22 protein-coding genes and 2 pseudogenes are annotated in these 20,982 nt (G+C 70.5%); 15 read left to right on the top strand and 9 right to left on the bottom strand.

Going from position 1 to position 20,982, the window contains the following annotated elements:
* Positions 1-17 precede the first annotated feature (17 nt).
* The 4 genes from OZ671_RS07010 to OZ671_RS06995 all read right to left on the bottom strand — a co-directional run bounded on the left by OZ671_RS07010 (position 18) and on the right by OZ671_RS06995 (position 3,709).
* A complete protein-coding gene (locus OZ671_RS07010; protein ID WP_268860077.1) occupies positions 18-641 on the bottom strand; it encodes a response regulator transcription factor in 624 nt (207 codons plus the stop codon).
* Positions 638-1,714, bottom strand: coding sequence for a PAS domain-containing sensor histidine kinase (locus OZ671_RS07005; protein WP_268860076.1), 1,077 nt, complete (start codon positions 1,712-1,714; stop codon positions 638-640). The genes OZ671_RS07010 and OZ671_RS07005 overlap by 4 nt, the downstream gene beginning before the upstream one ends.
* A 233-nt stretch (positions 1,715-1,947) precedes the next feature.
* Complete coding sequence (locus OZ671_RS07000; RefSeq protein WP_268860075.1) at positions 1,948-2,361, bottom strand: GFA family protein; 414 nt, start codon at positions 2,359-2,361, stop codon at positions 1,948-1,950.
* A 118-nt stretch (positions 2,362-2,479) separates the two neighbouring features.
* Complete coding sequence (locus OZ671_RS06995; RefSeq protein ID WP_268860074.1) at positions 2,480-3,709, bottom strand: S41 family peptidase; 1,230 nt, start codon at positions 3,707-3,709, stop codon at positions 2,480-2,482.
* Positions 3,710-3,841: 132 nt separating this feature from the next.
* Here OZ671_RS06995 and OZ671_RS06990 point away from each other — a divergent pair, with 132 nt between their 5' ends.
* Complete coding sequence (locus OZ671_RS06990) at positions 3,842-4,531, top strand: hypothetical protein (protein WP_268860073.1); 690 nt, start codon at positions 3,842-3,844, stop codon at positions 4,529-4,531.
* Between the two features lie 99 nt (positions 4,532-4,630).
* The gene (locus OZ671_RS06985; protein ID WP_268860072.1) at positions 4,631-5,131 is read left to right on the top strand and encodes a GFA family protein; all 501 of its coding nucleotides are present in this window, start codon (positions 4,631-4,633) and stop codon (positions 5,129-5,131) included.
* Positions 5,132-5,140: 9 nt separating this feature from the next.
* On the opposite strand, the gene OZ671_RS06980 is transcribed toward OZ671_RS06985, so the two are convergent.
* The gene (locus OZ671_RS06980; protein WP_268860071.1) at positions 5,141-5,926 is read right to left on the bottom strand and encodes an SDR family NAD(P)-dependent oxidoreductase; all 786 of its coding nucleotides are present in this window, start codon (positions 5,924-5,926) and stop codon (positions 5,141-5,143) included.
* A gap of 282 nt (positions 5,927-6,208) precedes the next feature.
* Between OZ671_RS06980 and OZ671_RS06975 the strand changes: the two genes are divergently transcribed.
* Positions 6,209-7,993, top strand: a complete 1,785-nt coding sequence (locus OZ671_RS06975) for a thiamine pyrophosphate-dependent enzyme (protein WP_268860187.1) — start codon at positions 6,209-6,211, stop codon at positions 7,991-7,993.
* Positions 7,994-8,010: 17 nt separating this feature from the next.
* Here the strand turns inward: OZ671_RS06975 and OZ671_RS06970 are convergent, their stop codons facing one another.
* Positions 8,011-8,859 carry a methyltransferase domain-containing protein gene (locus tag OZ671_RS06970; RefSeq protein ID WP_268860070.1) on the bottom strand — a complete coding sequence of 283 codons (849 nt, stop codon included), beginning with the start codon at positions 8,857-8,859 and terminating at the stop codon, positions 8,011-8,013.
* A gap of 76 nt (positions 8,860-8,935) precedes the next feature.
* Here OZ671_RS06970 and OZ671_RS06965 point away from each other — a divergent pair, with 76 nt between their 5' ends.
* A complete protein-coding gene (locus tag OZ671_RS06965; RefSeq protein ID WP_268860069.1) occupies positions 8,936-9,430 on the top strand; it encodes a helix-turn-helix domain-containing protein in 495 nt (164 codons plus the stop codon).
* Here OZ671_RS06965 and OZ671_RS06960 read toward each other — a convergent pair.
* A complete protein-coding gene (locus tag OZ671_RS06960) occupies positions 9,415-9,795 on the bottom strand; it encodes a hypothetical protein (RefSeq protein WP_268860068.1) in 381 nt (126 codons plus the stop codon). The genes OZ671_RS06965 and OZ671_RS06960 overlap by 16 nt on opposite strands.
* An 86-nt stretch (positions 9,796-9,881) precedes the next feature.
* On the opposite strand from OZ671_RS06960, the gene OZ671_RS06955 reads away from it, so the two are divergent.
* Positions 9,882-10,445, top strand: a complete 564-nt coding sequence (locus OZ671_RS06955) for a TetR/AcrR family transcriptional regulator (protein WP_268860067.1) — start codon at positions 9,882-9,884, stop codon at positions 10,443-10,445.
* Between the two features lie 87 nt (positions 10,446-10,532).
* On the opposite strand, the gene OZ671_RS06950 is transcribed toward OZ671_RS06955, so the two are convergent.
* Positions 10,533-11,390, bottom strand: a complete 858-nt coding sequence (locus tag OZ671_RS06950; RefSeq protein ID WP_268860066.1) for an isocitrate lyase/PEP mutase family protein — start codon at positions 11,388-11,390, stop codon at positions 10,533-10,535.
* 96 nt (positions 11,391-11,486) lie between these two features.
* Here OZ671_RS06950 and OZ671_RS06945 point away from each other — a divergent pair, with 96 nt between their 5' ends.
* The 5 genes from OZ671_RS06945 (at position 11,487) to OZ671_RS06925 (ending at position 15,811) form a co-directional block, all read left to right on the top strand.
* A complete protein-coding gene (locus OZ671_RS06945; RefSeq protein WP_268860065.1) occupies positions 11,487-12,431 on the top strand; it encodes a LysR family transcriptional regulator in 945 nt (314 codons plus the stop codon).
* A gap of 106 nt (positions 12,432-12,537) precedes the next feature.
* Positions 12,538-13,416: an alpha/beta fold hydrolase gene (locus tag OZ671_RS06940; RefSeq protein ID WP_268860064.1), complete on the top strand. Its 879-nt coding sequence runs from the start codon at positions 12,538-12,540 to the stop codon at positions 13,414-13,416.
* Between the two features lie 76 nt (positions 13,417-13,492).
* Positions 13,493-13,723: an AbrB/MazE/SpoVT family DNA-binding domain-containing protein gene (locus OZ671_RS06935; RefSeq protein WP_268860063.1), complete on the top strand. Its 231-nt coding sequence runs from the start codon at positions 13,493-13,495 to the stop codon at positions 13,721-13,723.
* A complete protein-coding gene (locus OZ671_RS06930; protein ID WP_268860062.1) occupies positions 13,713-14,120 on the top strand; it encodes a PIN domain-containing protein in 408 nt (135 codons plus the stop codon). Before OZ671_RS06935 ends, OZ671_RS06930 begins: the two co-directional genes overlap by 11 nt.
* Before the next feature lie 371 nt (positions 14,121-14,491).
* Positions 14,492-15,811, top strand: coding sequence for an MFS family transporter (locus OZ671_RS06925; RefSeq protein ID WP_268860061.1), 1,320 nt, complete (start codon positions 14,492-14,494; stop codon positions 15,809-15,811).
* 17 nt (positions 15,812-15,828) lie between these two features.
* On the opposite strand, the gene OZ671_RS06920 is transcribed toward OZ671_RS06925, so the two are convergent.
* Positions 15,829-16,725 carry a LysR family transcriptional regulator gene (locus tag OZ671_RS06920; protein WP_268860060.1) on the bottom strand — a complete coding sequence of 299 codons (897 nt, stop codon included), beginning with the start codon at positions 16,723-16,725 and terminating at the stop codon, positions 15,829-15,831.
* Positions 16,726-16,856: 131 nt separating this feature from the next.
* On the opposite strand from OZ671_RS06920, the gene OZ671_RS06915 reads away from it, so the two are divergent.
* The 5 genes and pseudogenes from OZ671_RS06915 to OZ671_RS06895 all read left to right on the top strand — a co-directional run.
* Entirely contained in the window at positions 16,857-17,264 is a 408-nt protein-coding gene (locus tag OZ671_RS06915; RefSeq protein WP_268860059.1) for a RidA family protein, read from the top strand.
* Between the two features lie 408 nt (positions 17,265-17,672).
* Positions 17,673-19,535 (top strand): DNA helicase RecQ, encoded by a 1,863-nt coding sequence (gene recQ, locus OZ671_RS06910; RefSeq protein WP_268860058.1) that lies wholly within the window; start codon positions 17,673-17,675, stop codon positions 19,533-19,535.
* Positions 19,536-19,663: 128 nt separating this feature from the next.
* The gene (locus OZ671_RS06905; RefSeq protein WP_268860057.1) at positions 19,664-20,308 is read left to right on the top strand and encodes a glutathione S-transferase family protein; all 645 of its coding nucleotides are present in this window, start codon (positions 19,664-19,666) and stop codon (positions 20,306-20,308) included.
* A 58-nt stretch (positions 20,309-20,366) separates the two neighbouring features.
* Positions 20,367-20,606 (top strand): annotated as a pseudogene (locus OZ671_RS06900) (type II toxin-antitoxin system Phd/YefM family antitoxin); the annotation flags it as partial.
* A 1-nt stretch (position 20,607) separates the two neighbouring features.
* A pseudogene (locus tag OZ671_RS06895) lies at positions 20,608-20,981 on the top strand (type II toxin-antitoxin system VapC family toxin); the annotation flags it as partial.
* Between the last annotated feature and the right edge of the window lies 1 nt (position 20,982).

The raw sequence follows: 20,982 nt of genomic DNA, 5'->3' as shown, positions 1-20,982 counted from the left end.
CCCGGCGCCCGGCCAACTCAGTCGAGCTGATAGCGCAGCGCGTAGCGCACGAGGTCGGCCGTCGTCTCGGCCTCCATCTTGGCCAGCAGATTGGCCTTGTGCGTACTGGCCGTCTTGACGCTGAGACCGAGCTCGCGGGCGATGTCCGATATCTTGCGGCCGGCCACCAGGAGGTCGAAGACCTCGCGCTCACGCGGCGTCAGGCGGCTGTGCGGCAGTTCGGCCGGCGCACCGCGCGCGACGCGGATCGGCCTGAGGGAGGCCGCCGCGCTGACGAAGACCTCGCCGCGCGCCACCTTGCGGATCGCCTGGATCAGCTGGTCGGACGCGCTGTTCTTGGTGACATAGCCGGCCGCGCCCGCCTTCAGCGCCTCGACGATATATTGCTGTTCCTCGTGCATGCTGAGCACCACCACGCGCCGGTCGGTGGCGCCGACATCGCGCACCAGCGCCATGCCGCTGCGCCCGGGCATGGACAGGTCGAGCAGGATGATGTCGCAGGGCGTCGCCGGCAGCAGCGCCAGGAGCTCGTCGCCGTTGGTCGCCTCGCCGACGATCTCGAAATCGTCCTCGTCGCCGAGAATCTGCTTCAGTCCCTCGCGGAAGATGGTGTGGTCGTCGCTGATGAGCAGACGGATCATCGCTGCGCCTCCCTGCTGGGCCCGCCGGCCTTCAACGGCAGGCGGACACGGACCGTGGTGCCGGCGCCGGGGGCGCTGTCGACGGCAAGGGAGCCGCCCAGCATGCGCGCGCGCTCGGCCATGCCGGCAAGCCCCAGCCGCCCCGGCTGGGAGGCATTGAGATCCATGCCCTTCCCGTCATCCCGGATCTCGAGCCTCAGCTCGCCCGCCTCGTGACGCACGCCGATCGCGGCACGGCGCGCCCGGCTGTGCCGGATGATGTTGGTCAGGGCCTCCTGCACGATGCGGAAGGCCGCCGTGCTGACATCATCCGAATAGGCAAGATCTTCCCGATCGAAGGAGAGCGTCAGGGCAAGATCCGGATGCCGGCCGGAAAGGCTCTGGCCGAGCCACTGCACGGCCAGCACCAGCCCCAGCTCGTCGAGGATCAGCGGCCGAAGATCGGCGGCGATGCGCCTGAGGTCGACCACCGCCTGGTCGACGATCGACATCAGCCGGTCGACGCGGATGCGCGGCAGTTCCGGCGCCGCCGGCATGCGGTCGCGCAGCCAGCCGAGCTCCATCTTGAGCGCGGTCAGCGTCTGGCCGAGCTCGTCGTGCAGCTCGCGCGAGATGCGCGCCCGCTCCTCCTCGCGGATCGATTGAAGATAGTTGGTGAGTTCGCGCAGCTGGGCGCGCGAGCGGATCAGCTCGCCCTCGGCCGCCTTTCGCTCGGAAATATCGCGGGATATGCCGACCGTGCCGATGATCCGGCCATTGGCGTCGCGAATCGGCGACTTGATCGTATCGAACCAGCGCAGCTCACCATTGCCGTCCGGCCGCGCCTCCTCGTAGCGCCGCCGCCGGCCGCTCTTCAGCACGGCCCGGTCGGTGCGCAGATAGACGTCCGAGATCTCGCGCGGCCAGATCTCGTCCGGCCGCCGCCCCAGGACGGCGGCTTCGGGACGGCCGACAATATCGAGATAGGCCGTGTTGACGGCGAGGTAGCGGCAGTCGCGGTCCTTCAGCCATGCCATGTCGGGAATGTTGTCGAGAAGTGCGCGCTGCTGTCTTTGACTGTCGTCCTCGGTCATGTCCTGGCGCCGCCAATCGCTGAGCGGCGAGATCTTCGATCACTCGCGCCGAAAGGTGCAACCCCAAGAAAATGCAGGGAGCTCCGGCGCTCTGGCCCGATCGCGCGCGGCGGCGGCGCCCCCCGCGCGAGCGGGCCAGGCCGCCCCTCGCACGGCTCCCGCAACGCCAGGTGGGCCCTGCCGGCCGGCCACAATCCGGCGGCCGGCCCCGGCGGCGCCGGGGCGGCGGCAAGCTAGCGCCGCGCGGGGTGGGACAGCCGCCCGTCGGCGAAACGCGGCAGATGGTCGTGCAGCACGAACCAGGAGAGACCATCGCCGGTCCATTGGTGCGCCTTGGGCAGGACCCGGCCCGCCTGGTCGAGCGTGCCATGGCTGACCGAGACGAAAGGCCCGTCGTCCTCCACGAAGAACAGCGGCGTGCCGCAGGTGCCGCAGAAACAGCGCTCGCCGACGGCGCTCGACCGGAAACGCGACGGCTCGCCCTGAACCAGGGCGAAGGCCGCCTTGGGCACGACGAGATTGAGCGAGACCGGAGCCCCGCTGCGCCGGCGGCAGGTGGCGCAATGGCAGTAGACGACGTCGAAGACCTCGGTGGCGACATAGCGCACGCCGCCGCACAGGCAGCCGCCGGTCATCGCTTCATGCATGGTGTCCTCCTGGCCCGGACTGGCTCGCAAATAGGCGCAGGCCAGACGATAGCATCCGCCGGGCCGGCGCCCAGCCGGAGATCTTCTCAGCAGGAGATCTTTTCAGCAGGAGGTCTTTTCAGCAGGAGGTCATGGCGAGCCGGTCGACCGCCGTCTCGAATTGCGGATCCTCGCCCCGCATGTCCAGCGGCCAGTCGACGGCGATGTCGGGCTGAACACCGCGCCCTTCGAGGTCGACGCCGGGCGGGCCGGCATCCGATACGGCGAGCATGAGAATATGGCGCTGGCCGATCGGGAACGGCTGGCCGGCGAGGAAGGAGCCCGCCGTGGCGGTCCCGATCAGCGGCGCGCGCTCGCTCGCCTTGAACAGGAAGGCCGTCCATTCCTTGCCGCTGCGCGTGCCGGCATCGATCAGCACCGCCATCGGCTTGCGATAGATCGCGCCGGCGCCGATGAACGGAGCGGCATAATCCGGCCCGGCACCGCCGAAGCCGCCACGCAGGTCCAGCACCATGGCCGAAGAACTGGTCGCGAAGCGGCGCGCCGCAACGGTCAGTGTCTCGAGGAAGGCCGGATGCGTGCCGGTCGGCAGCATCAGATAGGCAATGCGCGCGCAGCCGCGCGCGACGACATGGGCCGAGCCCTGCATCGCGCGCAGCATCATGCGCTGGACGCCGTCCTGGGCGATCGGCACGAGCGCGTAACGTTCCGCCTCGTCCGCGCCGCTGCGCCAGGTCAGCGTCGCGGCCGCGCGGCCGGCAAAGGCGCGCACCGGCGCGAAAGGCCTGCCGTCGGCCGCGATCATGGTGTCGCCGCGCCGCAGGCCCGCCCGCTCGGCCGCCGAGCCTTCGTAGACCTCGGCGACGCGCCAGCCACCGTCGCGCCGCACGAACCAGGCCCCGACATGCGGCATGGCCGGCTCGTCCAGTGACCGGCCGAAAATGCTGCGAAAGGCCCAGAAGGCCTGCTCTTCCGCCGAGACCAGCTGGGTATGCGACGTGCCGAGGGCCTTCAGCAGGCCGTTGACCGCCGCCAGCATATCCTGATCGTCGGGCGGCGGGCCCGTCCGCGCCAGCGCCGCACGCGCGACCACCTTGGCCATCTCCCAGGCCTCCAGCCGCGTCGCGACCATACCGTCGCGCCGCTTGTGGAACAGGAAATGATGGGCTTCGGTCAGGCTGATGACTTCCGCGAGCAGCGCCGCAGGGTCGAGAACCATCGTTTCGGCCGTCACCGCCGAGGCCAGGGGACCGAGGGCGAGCATGCCGACGAGCGCGCGTCGGTCGACCGCCCCCGGCCGCCGGCCGGGGCACCATGGCAGAGCCTGGCCGCCTCGGATCTCCGCCATGATGCCGGCCCCTCCCGATACCCTCGGAAAGGTCTCTTGCCCGGCAATGGCGGCGAAAGCATGGGCCCTGGCGGCGGGCTCTCCGCCGCGCTGCCGCGAGGCCGCCCATATTGTCGTTCACGGATCGGCTCGATGACCGATAGCGCCCCACCCTTTCGCCGTCGCCCTGCCGGATTCCTGGTTCTGGCCACGGCCTTCTTCGCCGCCATGGCCCTTGCCGTCTTCGCCACCGGCTTCCTCGACAGCTGGGGCATGCCGCTGACGGCCGGGCTGGTGGCGCTCGGCCTCATCGCCTTCCTGCTCCTGATCGGCGCCACCGCCTTCACCGTGCTCGGCCTCCGCGCCGCCTACAGGCGCAAGACCGCACCGATCCTGCTGCGCCTCGTCCTGGCGCTCGCGCCGCCGCTCCTCTTCGCCGGCCTCGCGCTCGCCGCACGGCCTCTGCTCGATGCCGGCGACCGCCTCGGCGTCGCGGCGCGGCTCGCGCAGGACGAGGCCCGTTTCGCGACCATCATCGCCCGGGTCAAGGACGAGCAGCCGGCGGCGTCGGACGGCACGCAGCGCACCGAGGACGGCATCAGCTTCCTGGTCGATCGCGGCCCGCCGCTGCGCGTCGCCTTCCACCCGCGCGGCATCCTCGACAGCTGGACCGGCATCGTGTTCGATCCGACGCGGGCGCTGTCGCACTATGTCTCGCAGGGGCCGCGCCGACCGGGCGCGCGCTCGGCCATCACGCCCGACGATCTCTCGGGCCTGTTCGGCGGCGACCTCGTCGGCTGCAGACACCTGCGCGACGACTTCTTTCTCTGCCGCTTCACCTGACCCGGCGCGGCCCGGCGTGCCCTGCGCCGCCGGGTCTCATTGAACCGCCGCGGCGATCGTCGGAAGCTTCGCCGGTTCGACGGCAACGGGAACGGGACGATGACGGAAACCGCGGAGACCGTGGCGCGCACCGGCGGCTGCCAGTGCGGCGCCCTGCGCTTTCGGGCGGAGGCGCTGCGGCGCGACGCCCATGTCTGCCACTGCCGCATGTGCCAGAAGGCCGGCGGCAACCTGTTCATGGCCTTTGTCGGCGTCGAGACGGCCCATTTCGCCTGGACGCGCGGCACGCCCGCGGCGTTCCGCAGCTCGCCGCATGTCGCCCGCGGCTTCTGCCCCAGCTGCGGCACGCCGCTGTTCTACCGCCACGACGACAGCACCTATCTCGCCGTCGCCATCGGCGCCTTCGACCGGCCCGAGACCATTCCGCTGGCGTTCCAGCTCGGCAAGGCGAAACGCCTGCCGCAGGTCGGCCAGCTCGCCGAGGCGCCCGATCATGGCCCGATCGAACAGACGGCGCCGGACTTCGCCCGCTCCGTCAAGGCCACCAGGCGGCAGCATCCGGACCACGATACCGAGCGCTGGCCGCCGGAGGCGTCCTGAGCCGCCCCGTCAGATCGGTTTGCCGGCATAGGGCATGGAGGCGGTCAGGCCGCCATCGACCGGGAAGGCCTGGCCGTTGACATAGGAGGCCTCGTCGCTCGCCAGGAACAGGCCCATGGCGGCGAGCTCGTGCGGCTGGCCGGCGCGTTTCAGCGGATTGAGCTGGCCGATCTTGTCCTCGGTGCCGCGCTCGCGGGCGCCATCGAAGATCGGCTTGGTCATGCCGGTCTCGATCAGGCCCGGACAGACCGCGTTGATGCGCACGCCGGTGCCGGAGAGCGAATAGGCCGTGGTCTGGGCGAGGCTGATGACGCCGGCCTTGCTGGCGGCATAGGGATGGCCGCTGGCTCCCGCCTTCAGGCCGGCGACCGAAGCGGTCAGCACGATCGAGCCGCGGCGCTGGCGGATCATCGGCGGCATGGCGTGCTTCACCGCGAGGAACGGCCCGATCAGGTTGACGCGCAGCACCTCCTGCCAATGTTCGGGCGTCTGTTCGGCCAGCGGCACCAGGCCGCCGCTGATGCCGGCATTGGCCCAGATCACGTCGAGCCCGCCATAGGCCTCGACCGCCCGCGCGACAAAGGCGGCGACATCGGCCTCGGCCCCCGCATCCGCCATGACGGCCTCGGCGGTGCCGCCGGCCTTGACGATCTCGGCCACCGTGTCGCGCACCTGCTCGGTCCGGTCGACCGCCACGAGCCTTGCTCCCTCGGCCGCGAACAGGATGGAGGCGGCCCGGCCGATGCCGCTGCCGGCCCCGGTGATGATCACGGATTTGCCTTCGAGACGGCCCATTCTGGTATTCCTTTCGCGCTTTCCCATCGCCCACAGCGACCCATGTTCGCGACCGCGCGTCAACTGGTCCGGAAGGCCCGTCGCGCGAAATCGCCCGAACCGGCCCTTGCCGGCCGGCGGCCCATGCCGACGCTCCGTTTTCCCGCCCCCTCCGGAACTCGCACCGTCCCTGGCGACTTCGCCTTAGGACGGGCCGGCTGCGGCCCGGCTGGCTGAGGGAGAGCGACGATGACCGTGCGTGAACAGACGAGAAAGGCTCAGAACCGGCCCCAGACGACCGCGATGCCGCCGTCGGCGACAGCGGCCGACATCCTCGTCGAGACGCTGATCGCCTGGAACGTGCCCTATGTGTTCGGCCTGCCGGGCGACGGTATCAACGGCATCATGGAGGCACTGCGGACGCGCCAGGACCGGATCCGCTTCATCCAGGTCCGGCACGAGGAATCCGCCGCCTTCATGGCCTGCGCCTATGCCAAATGGACCGGCCGGCTCGGCGTGTGCCTGGCAACCTCGGGCCCCGGCGGCGCCCATCTCCTCGCCGGGCTCTATGATGCGCGGCTCGACCAGGCGCCGGTGCTCGCCATTACCGGCACGCAGTTCCACGACCTGATCGAGACCTGCACGCAGCAGGACGTCGACCTCACCCGGGTGTTCCAGGATGTCGCGATCTTCAACGCCCAGGTGGCCGATGCCGCCCATATGGAGAATCTCGCCTCGCTCGCCTGCCGGTCGGCCCTCGCCCATCGCGGCGTCGCGCACCTCTCGATCGCCAACGACGTGCAGGACCATCACCTCGCCGAAGCGCTGCGCTCGCGCCGCAACCGCCCGGGCCACGCGCCGAACCGCTGGTTCGACGGCCAGAGGCTGCCCGACGAGGACGAGCTCGCCCGCGCCGCCGACATCCTCAATGCCGGTTCGCGGGTCGCGATCCTCGCCGGCCGCGGCGCCATGCACGCCACCGCCGAGCTCGCCGAGACGGCCGAACTGCTCGGCGCGCCGGTGGCCAAGGCGCTGCTCGGCAAGGCCGTGCTGGCCGACGACCACCCGCATGCGACCGGCGGCATCGGCATTCTCGGCACGCTGCCTTCGCAGGAGGCGATGGAACAGTGCGACACGCTGCTGATCGTCGGCTCGTCCTTCCCCTATCTCGAATATTATCCCGACCCCGCGCGGGTGCGCGGCGTCCAGATCGATCGCGCGGCAGACCGCATCGGCCTGCGCTTTCCGGTCGAGGCGGGCCTCGTCGGCGACGTCAAGGCGACGCTGCGCCAGCTCAACAAGCGCCTCACCCGCAAGGCGGACCGCTCGTTCCTGCAGACCGCCCAGGCCGGCATGGAGAAATGGCGGGCCGCCATGGCCCGCGCCGAGCGCAGCGGCGACGGGCCGCTCAAGCCGCAGACGGTGGTCGCCGCCTTCGGCCGGCGCCTGCCGGCGGATGCCCTGATCGCCACCGATTCCGGCCAGAACACCGAGCTCGCGGCGCGCCATGTCGCGCTGCGCGCCGGCCAGGATTTCCAGGTCTCGGGCGCCCTCGCGTCCATGGCCTGCGGGCTGCCCTACGCCATTGCCGGCGGCCTGGCCTTTCCCGGCCGGCCGGTCTGCGCGGTGGTCGGCGACGGCGGCTTCGCCATGCAGCTCGGTGAGTTCTCCACCGCCGTCCGCTACGAGATCCCGCTGAAGCTGCTGGTGATCAAGAACAACATGCTCAACCAGATCGCCTGGGAGCAGATGATGTTCCTCGGCAATCCCCAGTTCGGCTGCGAATTGCAGCCGATCGATTTCACCATGGCGGCCGAGGCCATGGGCGGCCGGGGCTTCCGCATCCGGACGGCCGACGAGCTCGAACCCATGCTCGACGCCGCCTTCGCCGCCGAGGGGCCGGTGGTGATCGAGGCCGAGGTCGACGCCGCCGAGCCGATGCTGCCGCCGCGCATGCCGCGCGACTATGCCGAGAACTTCCGGCATGCGCTCGCCGGCACCGACGGGCACGAAGCTATCGAGGAGCGCGTGGCCCAGAGTCCGTTGGGCGGACGGCTGACGCCGCGGCGCGGCAAGGCCGGCTCCTGAGAGGCCTTTGTCACCGGTCAACCCGGCGCGCGGGCGCCGATCGACCAGCAGGCGGCGGTGAAGCGGATATCGCCGCCATGGCGATAGGGCTCGAAGGCCGCGCGCATGGCCGCGACGATCGGCGCCCGGGTCGCCTCCGCCATGTCCGGCAGGAGCTGGCCGAGCGGACCGAAGCGGATGAGATAGCGGCCGAGCTCGCTGTCCGGCAGCGCGCAGGTGAATGCGACCGGCTGGATGTCGACCGCGGTCCAGCCGGCTGCCTCGAGAATGCGCCGGACCTTGGCGGCATCGGCAAAGCCGAACTGGCCGGGCCCGTCCGCCGGCCGTGGCGGCAGGTCGGGCAGCAGCGGTGCCGCGGCCCGTTCGGCGGTCGTCATGAACGGATTGGCGTCGGCGCCGCGCCAGGCGAGGAGGCGCAGCGCCGCGCGCGGCCGCGCCGCCGCCAGGAGATTGCCGAAGGCGGCGACGGGATCCTCGAAAAACATCACGCCGAAGCGCGAGACGATCATGTCGAAACTTGCCGGCGCGAAAGCGTAGGTCTGGGCATCGGCCTGGAGGAAGGCCGCGTGGAGGCCGTCCAGCGCAGCGCGCGCCTGGGCCGCGGCGATCATCGGCGCGGAAATGTCGATGCCGAGGCACCGGCCGGCCGCGCCGAGGCGCGCGGCAATGCCGAGCGAGACCGCGCCGGTGCCGCAGCCGACATCGAGCACAGCCCGGGCTCCGGCGGCCGAGACGGCCGCGAGCAGCAGATCGGCCATGGGCTGGAACATGCCGTCCACCACGGCGCGCATGTCCACCCAGGCCCGGCCGGCAAGACCGTTCCAGCGCCGGGCCTGGTCGTCGTTGACGGAGCAGATGGCGTTCATTCGAGCCTCCTTGTCGCTTGCGCAGCCGTGACGCGGAGAGCATCTTGCGACTTGAAGTCGACTTGAGGTCAAGAGCATGGCGCAGCGCATCGTCACCAGCGACCTGGACATCGCGCAGGTGGCGCGCCGGACCGGCGTGCCGGCCTCGACGCTGCGCTTCTACGAGGCCAGGGGCCTGATCGTCTCGATCGGCCGACGCGGCCTGAAGCGCCTGTTCGATCCGGATGTCCTCGACCGGCTGGCGCTGATCGGGCTCGGCCGCGCCGCCGGCTTCTCGCTCGATGACATCGGGCGGATGTTCGCCCCCGACGGCCTGCCGCGGATCGACCGGCGAATGCTGACCGACAAGGCCGACGACCTGCAGCGGATGATCGACCGGCTGAGCGCCATGCGCGACGGCCTGCGCCATGCCGCCGCCTGTCCTGCGCCGAACCACATGGACTGCCCGACCTTCCGCCGCCTTCTCAAGGCAAGCGCCGCCGGCCGCTTCGAGGCGGTGCCGGTCGGCCGGCCCGATCGCGCCGGCGCTGCACGCCGCCGGCCGATCCGGAAAATTCAGGCGACTCCATAGGCGATGAGCCCGAGCGCGACCGCGAGCAGCATCCAGCCGGGATGCCGGCCGCGCGTCGCCCGCAGGTTGAAGATCGTGCCGTAAAGATAGGAGCTGCCGACGAGAACCCCGATCGGCAGCCGTGCCTCCGGCGGCAGCCAGAGCGCGGCGGCGATCAGCGCCAGCCCGCCGAGGAACCAGTTGAAGGTCGAGAACTGCAGGAGCGCCGGCACCAGTTGCCGGAGCACCGGCGACGTCCGCTCGGCGGCAAGGAAGGTCGCGGCGATCGGTGCCACCATCAGCCGTTGCGTCAGCCAGCCGTGGACGAGCGCGACGGCGCTGCCGATGATGCCGGCGAGAACGAGCGCCAGGGCTTGCGGGGTCATGGGCTCCTCCCTTGACCATACACATGTGTATGGATCTTATGCGCGCCGCCATGGCGACCGTCAATACACCTGTGTATGGTAACGCCATGACCGACCGCCTGACCCCGGCCGACTGGATTGCCCATGGCCTCGACACGCTCGCCCGCCGCGGCCCGAACGCCCTGAAGGTCGGCGCCATGGCGGCCGGCCTCCATGTGTCGCGCGGCAGCTTCTATTGGCATTTCCGCGACATCGGCGACTTCCGCGACCGGCTCCTCAAGGCCTGGCTCGACGAGGCGACCGAACAGGTGATCGCGCGGATCGACGCCGCGCCCGCCGGCCCAGGCCGGCTCAAGGCCCTGCTGCGCAGCGCCTTCGTGACGCGGCCCGGCCTTGCCGACTCCGGCCGGGCCTTCGCGGCGGAAGCGGCGATCCGCGCCTGGGCGGTCGAGGACCCGGCCGTCGCCGCCATGGTCGCGGCGGTCGACGAGCGCCGCATCTCCTACATTTGCGGGGAGCTCGCCGCAGCCGGCCTCGACAGCAGGACCGCGCTCGGGCGGGCGACGTTCCTCTATTGGGCCTTTCTCGGCGAGGCGCGGGCGATGAACGCCCGCGACGGCGCCGTCGATGCGGCGGCGATCGACGATATCGCCGCCCTGTTCGTGCGCTGAGCCGCCAGGTCCCCGGACCTGGGCCGGCACCGGCGACGGATTGAGGCGGCTGGCACGGCGCTTCGCCACGCGAAACCGCGCCCGGCGTCACGTTCCCGGCGTTCGGGCAAACAGCGCATTGAGCGCGGCGCCCGGCATCTGCCCCGCGGCAAACCCGAGCGTGCCCCGGTCGCGCAGTTCCTCGGCCGCACGCCTGACGAGGCCGAGCGCGGCGCGGGCGATGGTGCCGCCGAGGCTGATGCGCCGAACGCCCGCGGCGATCAATTCATGGGCATTGCCCTCGTTCGTGCCGAGCCCCATCACGACATTGATCGGTCCGTCGATCTCGCGCACCAGGCGGTTCACCGTCTCGCGGTCGACGGCGCCCGGCATGTAGAGGCAGTCGGCGCCGGCGGCACGATAGCGGTTGCACCGGGCAATGCCCTCGGCGAGGCCCGCCCTGCCCGCCAGCAGCAGCGTGTCGCTGCGCGCGGTGAGCACGAAGGCGCTGCCGCGCGCGGCGATCACCGACCGCGCCGCGGCGATGCGCTCGACCGCCAGGCCTTCCTCGTAGAGCGCCTGATGGCCTGGGATCTTGTCCTCGATATTGCCACCGGCGAGACCGGCATCGATCGCCATGGCGATGGTCTCGGCGACCGCCTCCGGGCTGTCGCCATAGCCCGCCTCCAGGTCGCCGTTCACCGGCACGGCCACGGCCTCGACGATGCCGCGCATGCAGCGGACCATCGCCTCGCGCGGCACGGCGCGCGCGGCATCGGTCACGCCGTAGTCCTGGCGGGCGAGCGCGAAGGCGATGCCGGCGCTGGTCGTGGCGATCGCCGGAAAGCCGGCCGCGGCCAGCACGGCGGCGCTGCCGGCATCCCAGGCATTGGGCATGATGAAACCGCGGCTTGCGGCATGCAGCGCCCTGAAGGCGCCGGCGACATCGCTTGCGTCGGACGGCATGGCCTCTCTCCCTCCCGGTGTGCCCGGCCTCATCGATGGCGCTTGCACCGCCATCTGTCCAAGGCATAGTTTCTCTAATGCCGATCAGCTTTTTGCATGGCCATGGACAGCGACGCCCTGCTCACCTTCGTCACCATTCATCAGGCCGGCGGCTTTTCCAGCGCGGCCGAGCGGCTCGGCCGGTCGCAGCCGGCGATCAGCCGGCGCATCGCGCTGCTGGAGGACCAGCTCGGCGTGCCGGTGTTCGAGCGCGCGGCCGGCGGCGTGGTGCTGAGCCAAGCCGGCCGTGCCCTGCTGCCCCATGCCGAACGCGTGCTGGCGGCGCTGCGCGACGCCGAAAGCGCGATCGCGGCGCTGCGCGACCGGCCCGCCGGCCGTGTCGCCCTCGTCGCCGTCGGAACGCTGGCCGGCACCAACCTCACCGCCGTGCTCCGGCGTTTTGCCGCCGACCATCCGGGCGTGGAGCTGGTCGTCGGCACGGCCAACAGCGCGGAGGTGAGCGACATGATCCGGCGCGGCGAGGCGATGGTGGGCCTGCGCTACCTCGCCGATCTCTCGCCCGATCTCGTCTGCGAGCGGATCGGCGCCGAAACCATGGCGGTGGCCTGCGCCGCCGACCATCCGCGCGCCGGCCGCCGGCAGGCGACGCTGGCCGCGCTCGCCGGCGAGCGCTGGTTCGCCTTCCGCAACGCCTATGAGCAGCGCGAGACCTTCGCCGACAACATCTTCGCCCAGTTCCAGGCGCGCGGCATCGGCGCCATCGGCTGGACCCCGGTCGACAGCCTCAACGCCATGAAGCGCATGGTGGAAGCCGGCTTCGGCATCGCCCTGCTGCCGCAGAGCGCGATCGCCGAGGAGCGCCGCCTCGGCTCGCTCGCCGTCATTCCGGTCGCGGATCTCAAGGCGGCCAATCCGGTTCACACCGTGGTCCGGCGCGACGGCTATCTGAGCCCAGCGACACGCGATCTGCTGTGCCGGCTGGCCGAGACCCCCGATCTGGCCGGCGAGCGCGCGCCGGTCCGGAGGGGGCGGCGGCGCTGAGGCGCCGCGCACCGGCGGCCGTTTGCCGCACGGCGTCGGCGCACCACGGCGAGCAACCGGCCTCCGCGCGCGGCGTTTCACCCCGTAAAGGCGCGAGGTGACCTCCATGTCCGAGCAATCCGTGACGCATCGCCATGCCGAGATCGGCGGCCACAGCCTGTTCCTGCGCGAAGCCGGCCCGCCCGGGGCGCCGGTGCTTCTGCTGCCGCACGGCTATCCCTGCTCGTCGTTCCAGTTCCGCCACCTGATGCCGGCGCTCGCCGACCGCTGGCGGACGGTGGCCTTCGACTTTCCCGGCTTCGGCTACAGCGCGACGCCCGAGCCCGCCGCCTTCGCCTACGATTTCGACGCCTATGCGGAGGTGCTCGCCGCGGTCGCCGATGCGCTGCGTCTTGAGCGTTACGCCCTCTGGCTGCACGACTATGGCTCGCAGATCGGGCTGCGGCACGCCATCGCCCACCCCGGCCGGATCAGCGCGCTGATCATCCAGAACGGCGACATCTACCCGGACGCGCTCGGGCCGAAATATCGGGCGATCAAGGCGTGGTGGGCGGACAAGACCGAGGCGGCGCACCGCGTGCTCGAGGCGGCGGTGAGCGAGGACGGCTTCCGCGAGGAATTCGTCGGCGAAGTGTCGCAGGAGGTCGCCGCCCGCGTGCCGCCGGACCTCTGGAAGCTGCACTGGCCGCTGATGGACACGCCCCGGCGCCGGGCGGTCGCGGTCGGCCTGATGGAAAAGCTCGAGCAGAACCTGTCCTGGTTCCCGCTCTACCAGGCCTATCTGCGCGCGCACCGCCCGCCCACCCTGATCGTCTGGGGGCCGGAGGACGGCTACATGCCGGCGGAGGCCGCCCGCGCCTATCACCGCGACCTGCCGGACGCCGAGCTGCATCTCCTCGACGGCGCCGGCCATTGGCTCCTGGAGACGCATTTCGACGCGGCGCTGCCGCTGGTCCGCGCCTTCCTCCAGCGGACGCTGCGCTGACGATCGGCAGGACGAGCCCCTCCTGGCGTCAGGCGGCTCGCGGATATATAGGCCTCGTATATCCATGGAGATACCGATGCGGGTTGCCAAATGGGGCAACAGTCTGGCCGTTCGCCTGCCCGCAGCCGTTGTCGAGGCGTTGCAGTTGAAGGAAGGCGATGAGATCGAGGTTCATGTCGCGGATGCCAGGACCTTCGGCATCACGCGCAAGCCGGACCGCGACGATCTCCTGAAACGCCTGAGGGCGTTTCGCGGGCGCCTTCCCAAGGACTTCACCTTCGACCGGGACGAGGCGAATGGCCGGTGACTTTTTCGATACCAATGTTCTCGTCCATCTTGCCTCGGGCGATGCCGAAAAGGCCGATCGAGCCGAGGTCGTCCTCGCTGCCGGCGGCGCGATCAGCGTGCAGGTGTTGAACGAACTGGCCAATGTGGGGCGCCGCAAGATGCATCTGTCCTGGCGCGAGCTGCACAGTTTTCTGGACACGCTCAGGAGCCTGCTGATGGTCCATCCGGTCACGGCCGACACGCATGAGGCCGGGCTTGCGCTCGCCGAGCGCTACAGCCTGTCCATCTACGACGCCATGATTGCCGCCGCCGCCCTCCGGGCCGGCTGCGATCGGCTATGGTCCGAAGACATGCAGCACGGCATGGCTTTCGAAGAAGGCCTCATCGTCGCCAATCCGTTCCGCTCCGCAGTGTGAACGGCGCATCGTTCGTCCACGTCAGCGCTGAGCGGCACGTCGCGACGCCATGCGTGGAAGGAGGGATTCAGCCGGCCCGGCCTTCGTCCGGTGCGCAGCACTGCCGCGCCCTACTCCCGCGCGACGGTCACCCCGCGGCCGCCATTCCTGATCTGTTGCCAGCCCCGCTTTCCCGCGACACGATGCCACCCGCCGGGCGATCCCACGTCTTGCGCGCGGGACGGCCGGACCTTTCTCGCCGCCACGGCATTGGCGCTCTCGCGCGCTTCCCTCGCCGACCACCCGCCCCCAGGCGGGCCGACAGCCTCTCGCCCCTTCCGACGGAGCCGCAGACCCGCCGACAGGCCCAGAACAAGACCGGAGAGACGTCCATGAGCACCAGTGCAGTCGCCGCCGTGCCGCCACCCGATGCGCGTGCCGACCGGCGCCGGCGGATCAAGGCGATCGTCGGCGCCTCCTCGGGCAATCTCGTCGAATGGTACGATTTCTACACCTATGCCTTCACCTCGATCTATTTCGCCCATGCCTTCTTCCCGGCCGGCGACCAGACGAGCCAGCTGATGGCGACGGCCGGCATCTTCGCCGTCGGCTTCTTCATGCGCCCGCTCGGCGGCTGGCTGTTCGGCTGGCTCGCCGACGCCCATGGCCGCAAGACCTCGATGGTCGCCTCCGTGCTGCTGATGTGCGCGGGCTCGCTGATGATCGCCTGCCTGCCGACCTATGACACGATCGGCGCTGCGGCGCCGGTGCTGCTGCTAGTCGCGCGGCTTGCCCAGGGGCTCTCGGTCGGCGGCGAATATGGCACGGCCGCCACCTATATGAGCGAGGTCGCCGGCAAGGGGCAGCGCGGCTTCTACTCCTCGTTCCAGTATGTGACGCTGATCGGCGGCCAGCTCCTGGCGCTCCTGGTGCTGATCACGCTGCAGACCTCGCTCGGCAACGAGGCGCTGCACGACTGGGCCTGGCGCATCCCCTTCGCCGTCGGGGCGATCGCCGCGATCGTCGCCATGTATCTCAGGCGCTCGCTCGAGGAGACGGCATCGGCCGAGACCATGCGCCACAAGGAGGCCGGCTCGCTGACGGGGCTCCTCCCGCACTGGAAGGCGCTGCTGATCACCACGGGCCTGACCATGGGCGGCTCGCTGTTCTTCTACACCTTCACCACCTACATGCAGAAATACCTGGTCAACACCGCCAAGATGAATGCGGCCACCGTCAGCACGGTGATGACCTGCGCGCTCATCGTCTTCATGGCGCTGCAGCCGCTGTTCGGCGCCCTCTCCGACCGCATCGGCCGCCGCAACAACCTCATCCTGTTCGCCGGCCTCGGGCTTGTCGGCGCCGTGCCGCTGCTCTCGGCGCTCGGCGGCGTCACGAGCCCGGTGACGGCCTTCGCGCTGATCATCGTGTCGCTCGTGATCGCCGCCTTCTACACCTCGATCAGCGGCGTCGTGAAGGCCGAGCTGTTCCCGCCCGAGGTCCGCGCGCTCGGCGTCGGCCTGCCCTATGCCATCGCCAATGCGCTGTTCGGCGGCACCGCCGAATATGTCGCGCTCCGGCTGAAATCGGCCGGCTACGAAGGTGCCTTCGCCTGGTACGTGGCGGCGATCGTCGGCGTCGCGCTGATCGCGACGCTCGCCATGCCGGACACCCGCAGGCACGGCTATCTCGACGGCGACGGCCGGATCTGAGCCTTCGCGCGGGAGCTCTACCGCGGCCGCGCCTCCTTGACGATGTCGAGAAAGGCCCGCAGGGCCGGCGGCACCGCACGGTGGCCGGGATAATAGACCGCCGCCGCTTCCGGCGGATGCATCCAGGCGGCGAGCACCGGCCGCAGCAGCCCCGCGCGCAAGGCCGTCTCGGCGGCCCAGTCCGCGACATAGGCGATGCCGAGGCCCTTCACCGCGGCGTCGACCATCAGCTCCTCGTCGTCGAGGACGACGGGGCCTTTCGGATCGACGACGAGCGCCTGGCCGGCGCGCGCGAACTCCCAGCGATAGAGCCGGCCGCCGGGCACGCGATGGCAGATGCAGCGGTGGCGCGCCAGGTCCTCGGGCGTTGCCGGCACGCCGAACCTGTCGAGATAGGCCGGCGATGCGACGCAGGCGAAGGCGAGCGGCCGGCCGACCGGCACGGCGATCATGTCGGCGGGAATCGAGCCGGCGAGCCTGAAGCCGGCGTCGAAGCCGGCGGCGACGATATCCACGAGCGCGCCTTCGACGACGATGTCGACGACGACCTCCGGGCAGCGCTCGGCCATGCGCGGCAGGATCTCGCGCACGATGAACCCGGCGCCGAGGCGCGGCGCATTGAGGCGGACGGTGCCCGCGACCTGGCCGCGGAACGGCGCCACCGCGCCCAGCGCCTCGTCCAGCGCGCCGAGTGCCGGCCGCAGCCGGGCGAGCAGTTCCAGGCCCGCCTCGGTCGGAAAGACGCTGCGCGTCGTCCGGTTCAAGAGGCGCACGCCCATGCGCTCCTCGAGCGCCCGCATGGCGTGGCTCAGGGTGGACGGCGCCGTGCCGATCTCGTCCGCCGCGCGCCGAAAGCTGCGATGCGAGGCGACGGCGACGAAGGCGGTGAGGTCGTTGAGCGAGGGACGGGACATTGCTGGCGATTTTGCATCAGCCCATGCCGATTTCAACGCCTGGCATGCGCAATCGGCTGGCCCCATCTTCCGGCGGCACCGCGGCGGCGCATTCCGCGCCGCACGCCTGCCAGCCCGAAAGGACCGGCCCCATGCCGCCCCGCCAAGCCATCTTCCCTGCCAGCCGCCACGCGCTCTACGACATTCACCGCTATTCGGCGGCCACGCGCTCCGGCGACCTGCTGTTCGTCTCCGGCCAGGTCGGTAGCCGCGCCGACGGATCGCCCGAGCCGGACTTCGCCTGCCAGGTGCGGCGCGCCTTCGCCAATCTCAGGGCAGTGCTCGCCGCCGCCGGCTGCGGCCTCGACGACATCGTCGACGTCACCACCTTCCACACCGATCCGGCGCGCCAGATCGACACGGTGCTGGCCGTCCGCGCCGAGGAGATCGGCGCCCCGCCCTATCCGAACTGGACGGCCATCGGGGTCACCTGGCTCGCGGGCTTCGACTTCGAGATCAAGGTCGTCGCGCGCATTCCCGAACAGGCCTCGGCGGCTTGAGGGCGCGATGGAACCGGGGCCGACGCGTGATCCATCGACAGCAATGGGCTCTGCACGAAGGTCAGCCGTGGTTCGAGGCCCGCGCAAGGGCGCGGGCGCCTCACTAGGAGGAATGTGGGATATTGCAGGTCGCACGGTGCCTGGGACGCGCGCAGAGTGAGGAGCTTCATGAGCGTCCTCGATGCCGCTTTCGATCCTTCCTCATGGTGAGGAGCGAGCCCCTTTGGGGGTGAGCCTCGAACCACGGCCACCTTTCATGCAGGGCGCATCCTGTCTGGGCGGATCGCGGCATGCGCCCAAAACGCCTGTGGCGGTCCGGCCTGATCGTGAACAAGCCCTCGTGGCCATGGCTCGCGATCGGCGGCAGACCTGTGCCATAAGACGGCCGTCCCCACGCACGCCGATTCCATGCCGCCGTCCCCCGCCCTTGCCCATCCGCCGTCCGGCCGAAGCGGCCCCGATACCCCGCTCGATGTGCTCAGGCGGGTCTACGGCTATGCCGCCTTTCGCGGCCAGCAGGCGGCGGTGGTCGAGCGGGTGATGGCGGGCGGCGATGCCGTCGTGCTGTTTCCGACCGGCGCCGGCAAGTCGCTCTGCTTCCAGATCCCGGCGCTCTGCCGGCCCGGCGTCGGCATCGTCATCTCGCCGCTGATCGCGCTGATGCGCGACCAGGTGGAGGCGCTGAAGCAGCTCGGCATTCGCGCCGCCGCGCTCAATTCCTCGCTGACGCGCGAGGAGTTCGCCGAGGTTCGCCGCGCCGTCGCGCGGGGCGAGCTCGACCTGCTCTATGTCACGCCCGAGCGCATCGTGACGCCCGGCTTCCAGGACATGATCGGCGGCGCCAGGATCGCCCTCTTCGCCATCGACGAGGCCCATTGCGTCTCGCAATGGGGCCACGACTTCCGGCCGGAATATCGCGAGCTCGGCGCGCTCGCCGAGCTCCATCCCGGCGTGCCGCGCATGGCGCTGACGGCGACCGCCGATCCGCATACGCGCGAGGACATCATCGCGCGGCTGCGGCTCGAGGCGGCCGAGGTGTTCACCACCTCGTTCGACCGGCCCAACATTGCCTATGACATCGTCGAGCGCGACCAGCCGCGCCAGCAGCTCCTGCGCTTCCTGGCCCGCCACAAGGGCTCGAGCGGCATCGTCTACTGCCTCTCCCGCGCCAAGGTGGAGGACACCGCCGACTGGCTGAACGGCCAGGGCATCCGGGCGCGCGCCTATCATGCCGGCATGGACCGGGCGCTGCGCGATGCCAGCCAGGACGCCTTCCTGAAGGAGGAAGGCCTCTGCCTCGTCGCGACGGTGGCCTTCGGCATGGGCATCGACAAGCCGAACGTGCGTTATGTCGCCCATCTCGACCTGCCCGGCTCGGTGGAGGCCTATTACCAGGAGACCGGCCGGGCCGGGCGCGACGGGCTGCCCTCGGAAGCCTGGATGGCCTATGGCATGGCCGACGTCATCCAGCGCGGCCGGATGATCGACGACAGCGGCGCGGCCGACGCAGTCAAGCGCGTCGAGCGCGCCAAGCTGAACGCGCTGCTCGCCATCTGCGAGACGCCCGGCTGCCGCCGCCAGGCCATCCTCGCCCATTTCGGCGAGGCCCATGGCGGCCAGTGCGGCAATTGCGACACCTGCCTGAAGCCGGTCGAGACCTGGGACGGCACGGATGCCGCGATCAAGGCGCTGGCGGCGGTCTACCGTACCGGCGAGCGTTTCGGCGCCGGCCATCTGATCGACGTGCTCACCGGGGTGAGCAACGAGAAGACGGTCCGTTTCGGCCACACGGACATGCCGGTTTTCGGCGCCGGCAAGGACTTGGCCGCCAAGACCTGGCAGTCGGTCTACCGCCAACTGCTCGCCGCCGGCCTCGTCAGCGTCGATCATGCCGCCTATGGCGCCCTGAAGCTGGAGCCCGAGGCGCGCGCTGTGTTCCGCCGCGAACGCGAGGTGCGCTTCCGCAAGGACCGGCCGACGGCGGGCAAGGCCTCCACCGGCCGCGGCGCCTCGGCTTCGGCCAGCGCCAAGTCGGCGCTGCAGGGCGGCGACCTCGCGCTGTTCGAGGCGCTGCGCGCCGCCCGGCTGGACATCGCCCGGGAGCTTGCCGTGCCGCCCTACGTCGTCTTTCCGGACACGACCCTCATTGCCTTCGCCACCGAGCGCCCGGCGAGCCGCAGCGCCCTGCTCGGCATTTCCGGCGTCGGCCAGTCGAAGCTCGAGCGGTATGGCGAGGCATTCCTGAACGTGATCCGGGAGCATCGGGAATAGGCGCCGCGCGTCGGAGGCCCGGCCGGCCGGTCGCCGCGCCCGTGCCGACGACAGGCCGGCCGCTTGATTTCCGCCGGAAAGCTGGTCCAGACAGGGGCGCGGGGCCGATACCTGTGAGGACGAGCGGGATGAGCGGACTTGTCATCTGGACCTATGACTGGGTGCCCAAGGGCCCGCGCGGCTTCGTGCGCGACCTCAGGCTGCGATGGGCCTGCGAGGAAGCGGGCCTGGCCTATACGGTGCGGACGGTCGGCTTCGACGACCGCGCGACCAATCACCTGCCGCGCCAGCCCTTCGGCCAGATCCCCTTCCTCAACGACGGCGACATCGAGATCTTCGAAAGCGGCGCCTGCCTCCTGCACCTCGCGCGCAAGAGCGAGGCGCTGCTGCCGCGCGATGCGGCCGGCGAAGCCGACACGCTGCAATGGACGCTCGCCGCGCTCAACTCGATCGAAATGGTCTCCGTGCCCTGGTGGTTCCTGACCGTCTCCGGCCATCCGGACAATGATCTCGGCGGCTGGCTCGGCCAGCGCCTCGACCAGCTCGAACAGGTCCTGAGCCAGCGCGAATGGCTCGCCGCCAACCGCTTCACCGTCGCCGACCTCGTCATGGCCGACGTGCTGCGCGTCGCGAAAGTGCGCAGCTTCGGGGATCGTCCGGCGAGCGAGGCCTATGTGGCGCGCGTGACGGACAGGCCGGCGTTCAGGAAGGCCTGGGCGGATCAGCTGGCGCATTTTGCGAAGGGGGATGAGATGAGGGTGGCGGAGGGGTAATGCTGAAACTCCTGAGCCATTCGCGCTATATGACCAGTTACATGGTCAGGAGCGTCATATGGCCGCGATCAATCTGGCGGATGCCAAGGCCCATCTGAGCGAACTGGTCGATCGGGTCGAAGCGGGCGATTCGATCGACATCACCCGCCGCGGCAAGCCGGTTGCTCGGCTCACCGCCGTGGCCAGGCCACGCAAGCCGATCGATGCGGCGTTGCTTCAATCGCTGACGGCGGCAATGCCGCCCCAGCCCCAGAGCGCCGCCGATCTCGTGCGGTCGATGCGGGACGGCGATCGCTACTATGCTCTATCTCGACACCTCACTGATCGTCGCGGCGCTTTCCAACGAAGCGATGACGCCGCGCGTTCAGGACTGGCTGGCCGAACAGGATCCCGCGCAGCTCCTGATCTGCGACTGGACCGACACAGAGATGTCCTCGGCCATGGCGATCAAGCTGCGGACCGGGTAGATCAGCCTGGAGCAGCGCGCGGCGGTGCCATGTTCAACAAGCTGATCACCGAGAGCTTCACGGTGTTGCCCGTGACGGGTGGGCAGTTTCGGGCAGCGGCGCGGTTTGCCGATCAGCACAGCTTGGGGTTCCGCGCCGGCGATGCGCTGCATCTAGCCGTCGCGTCAGAGCGTGGCGCTACAGTGCATACGCTCGACCGGCGGCTCA

The sequence above is a fragment of the Phreatobacter sp. AB_2022a genome, assembly GCF_026847585.1.
Taxonomy (GTDB): Bacteria; Pseudomonadota; Alphaproteobacteria; order Rhizobiales; family Phreatobacteraceae; genus Phreatobacter.
Note: the sequence above shows the minus strand (reverse complement) of the source record. Positions and strands in the feature narration are given on the sequence as shown.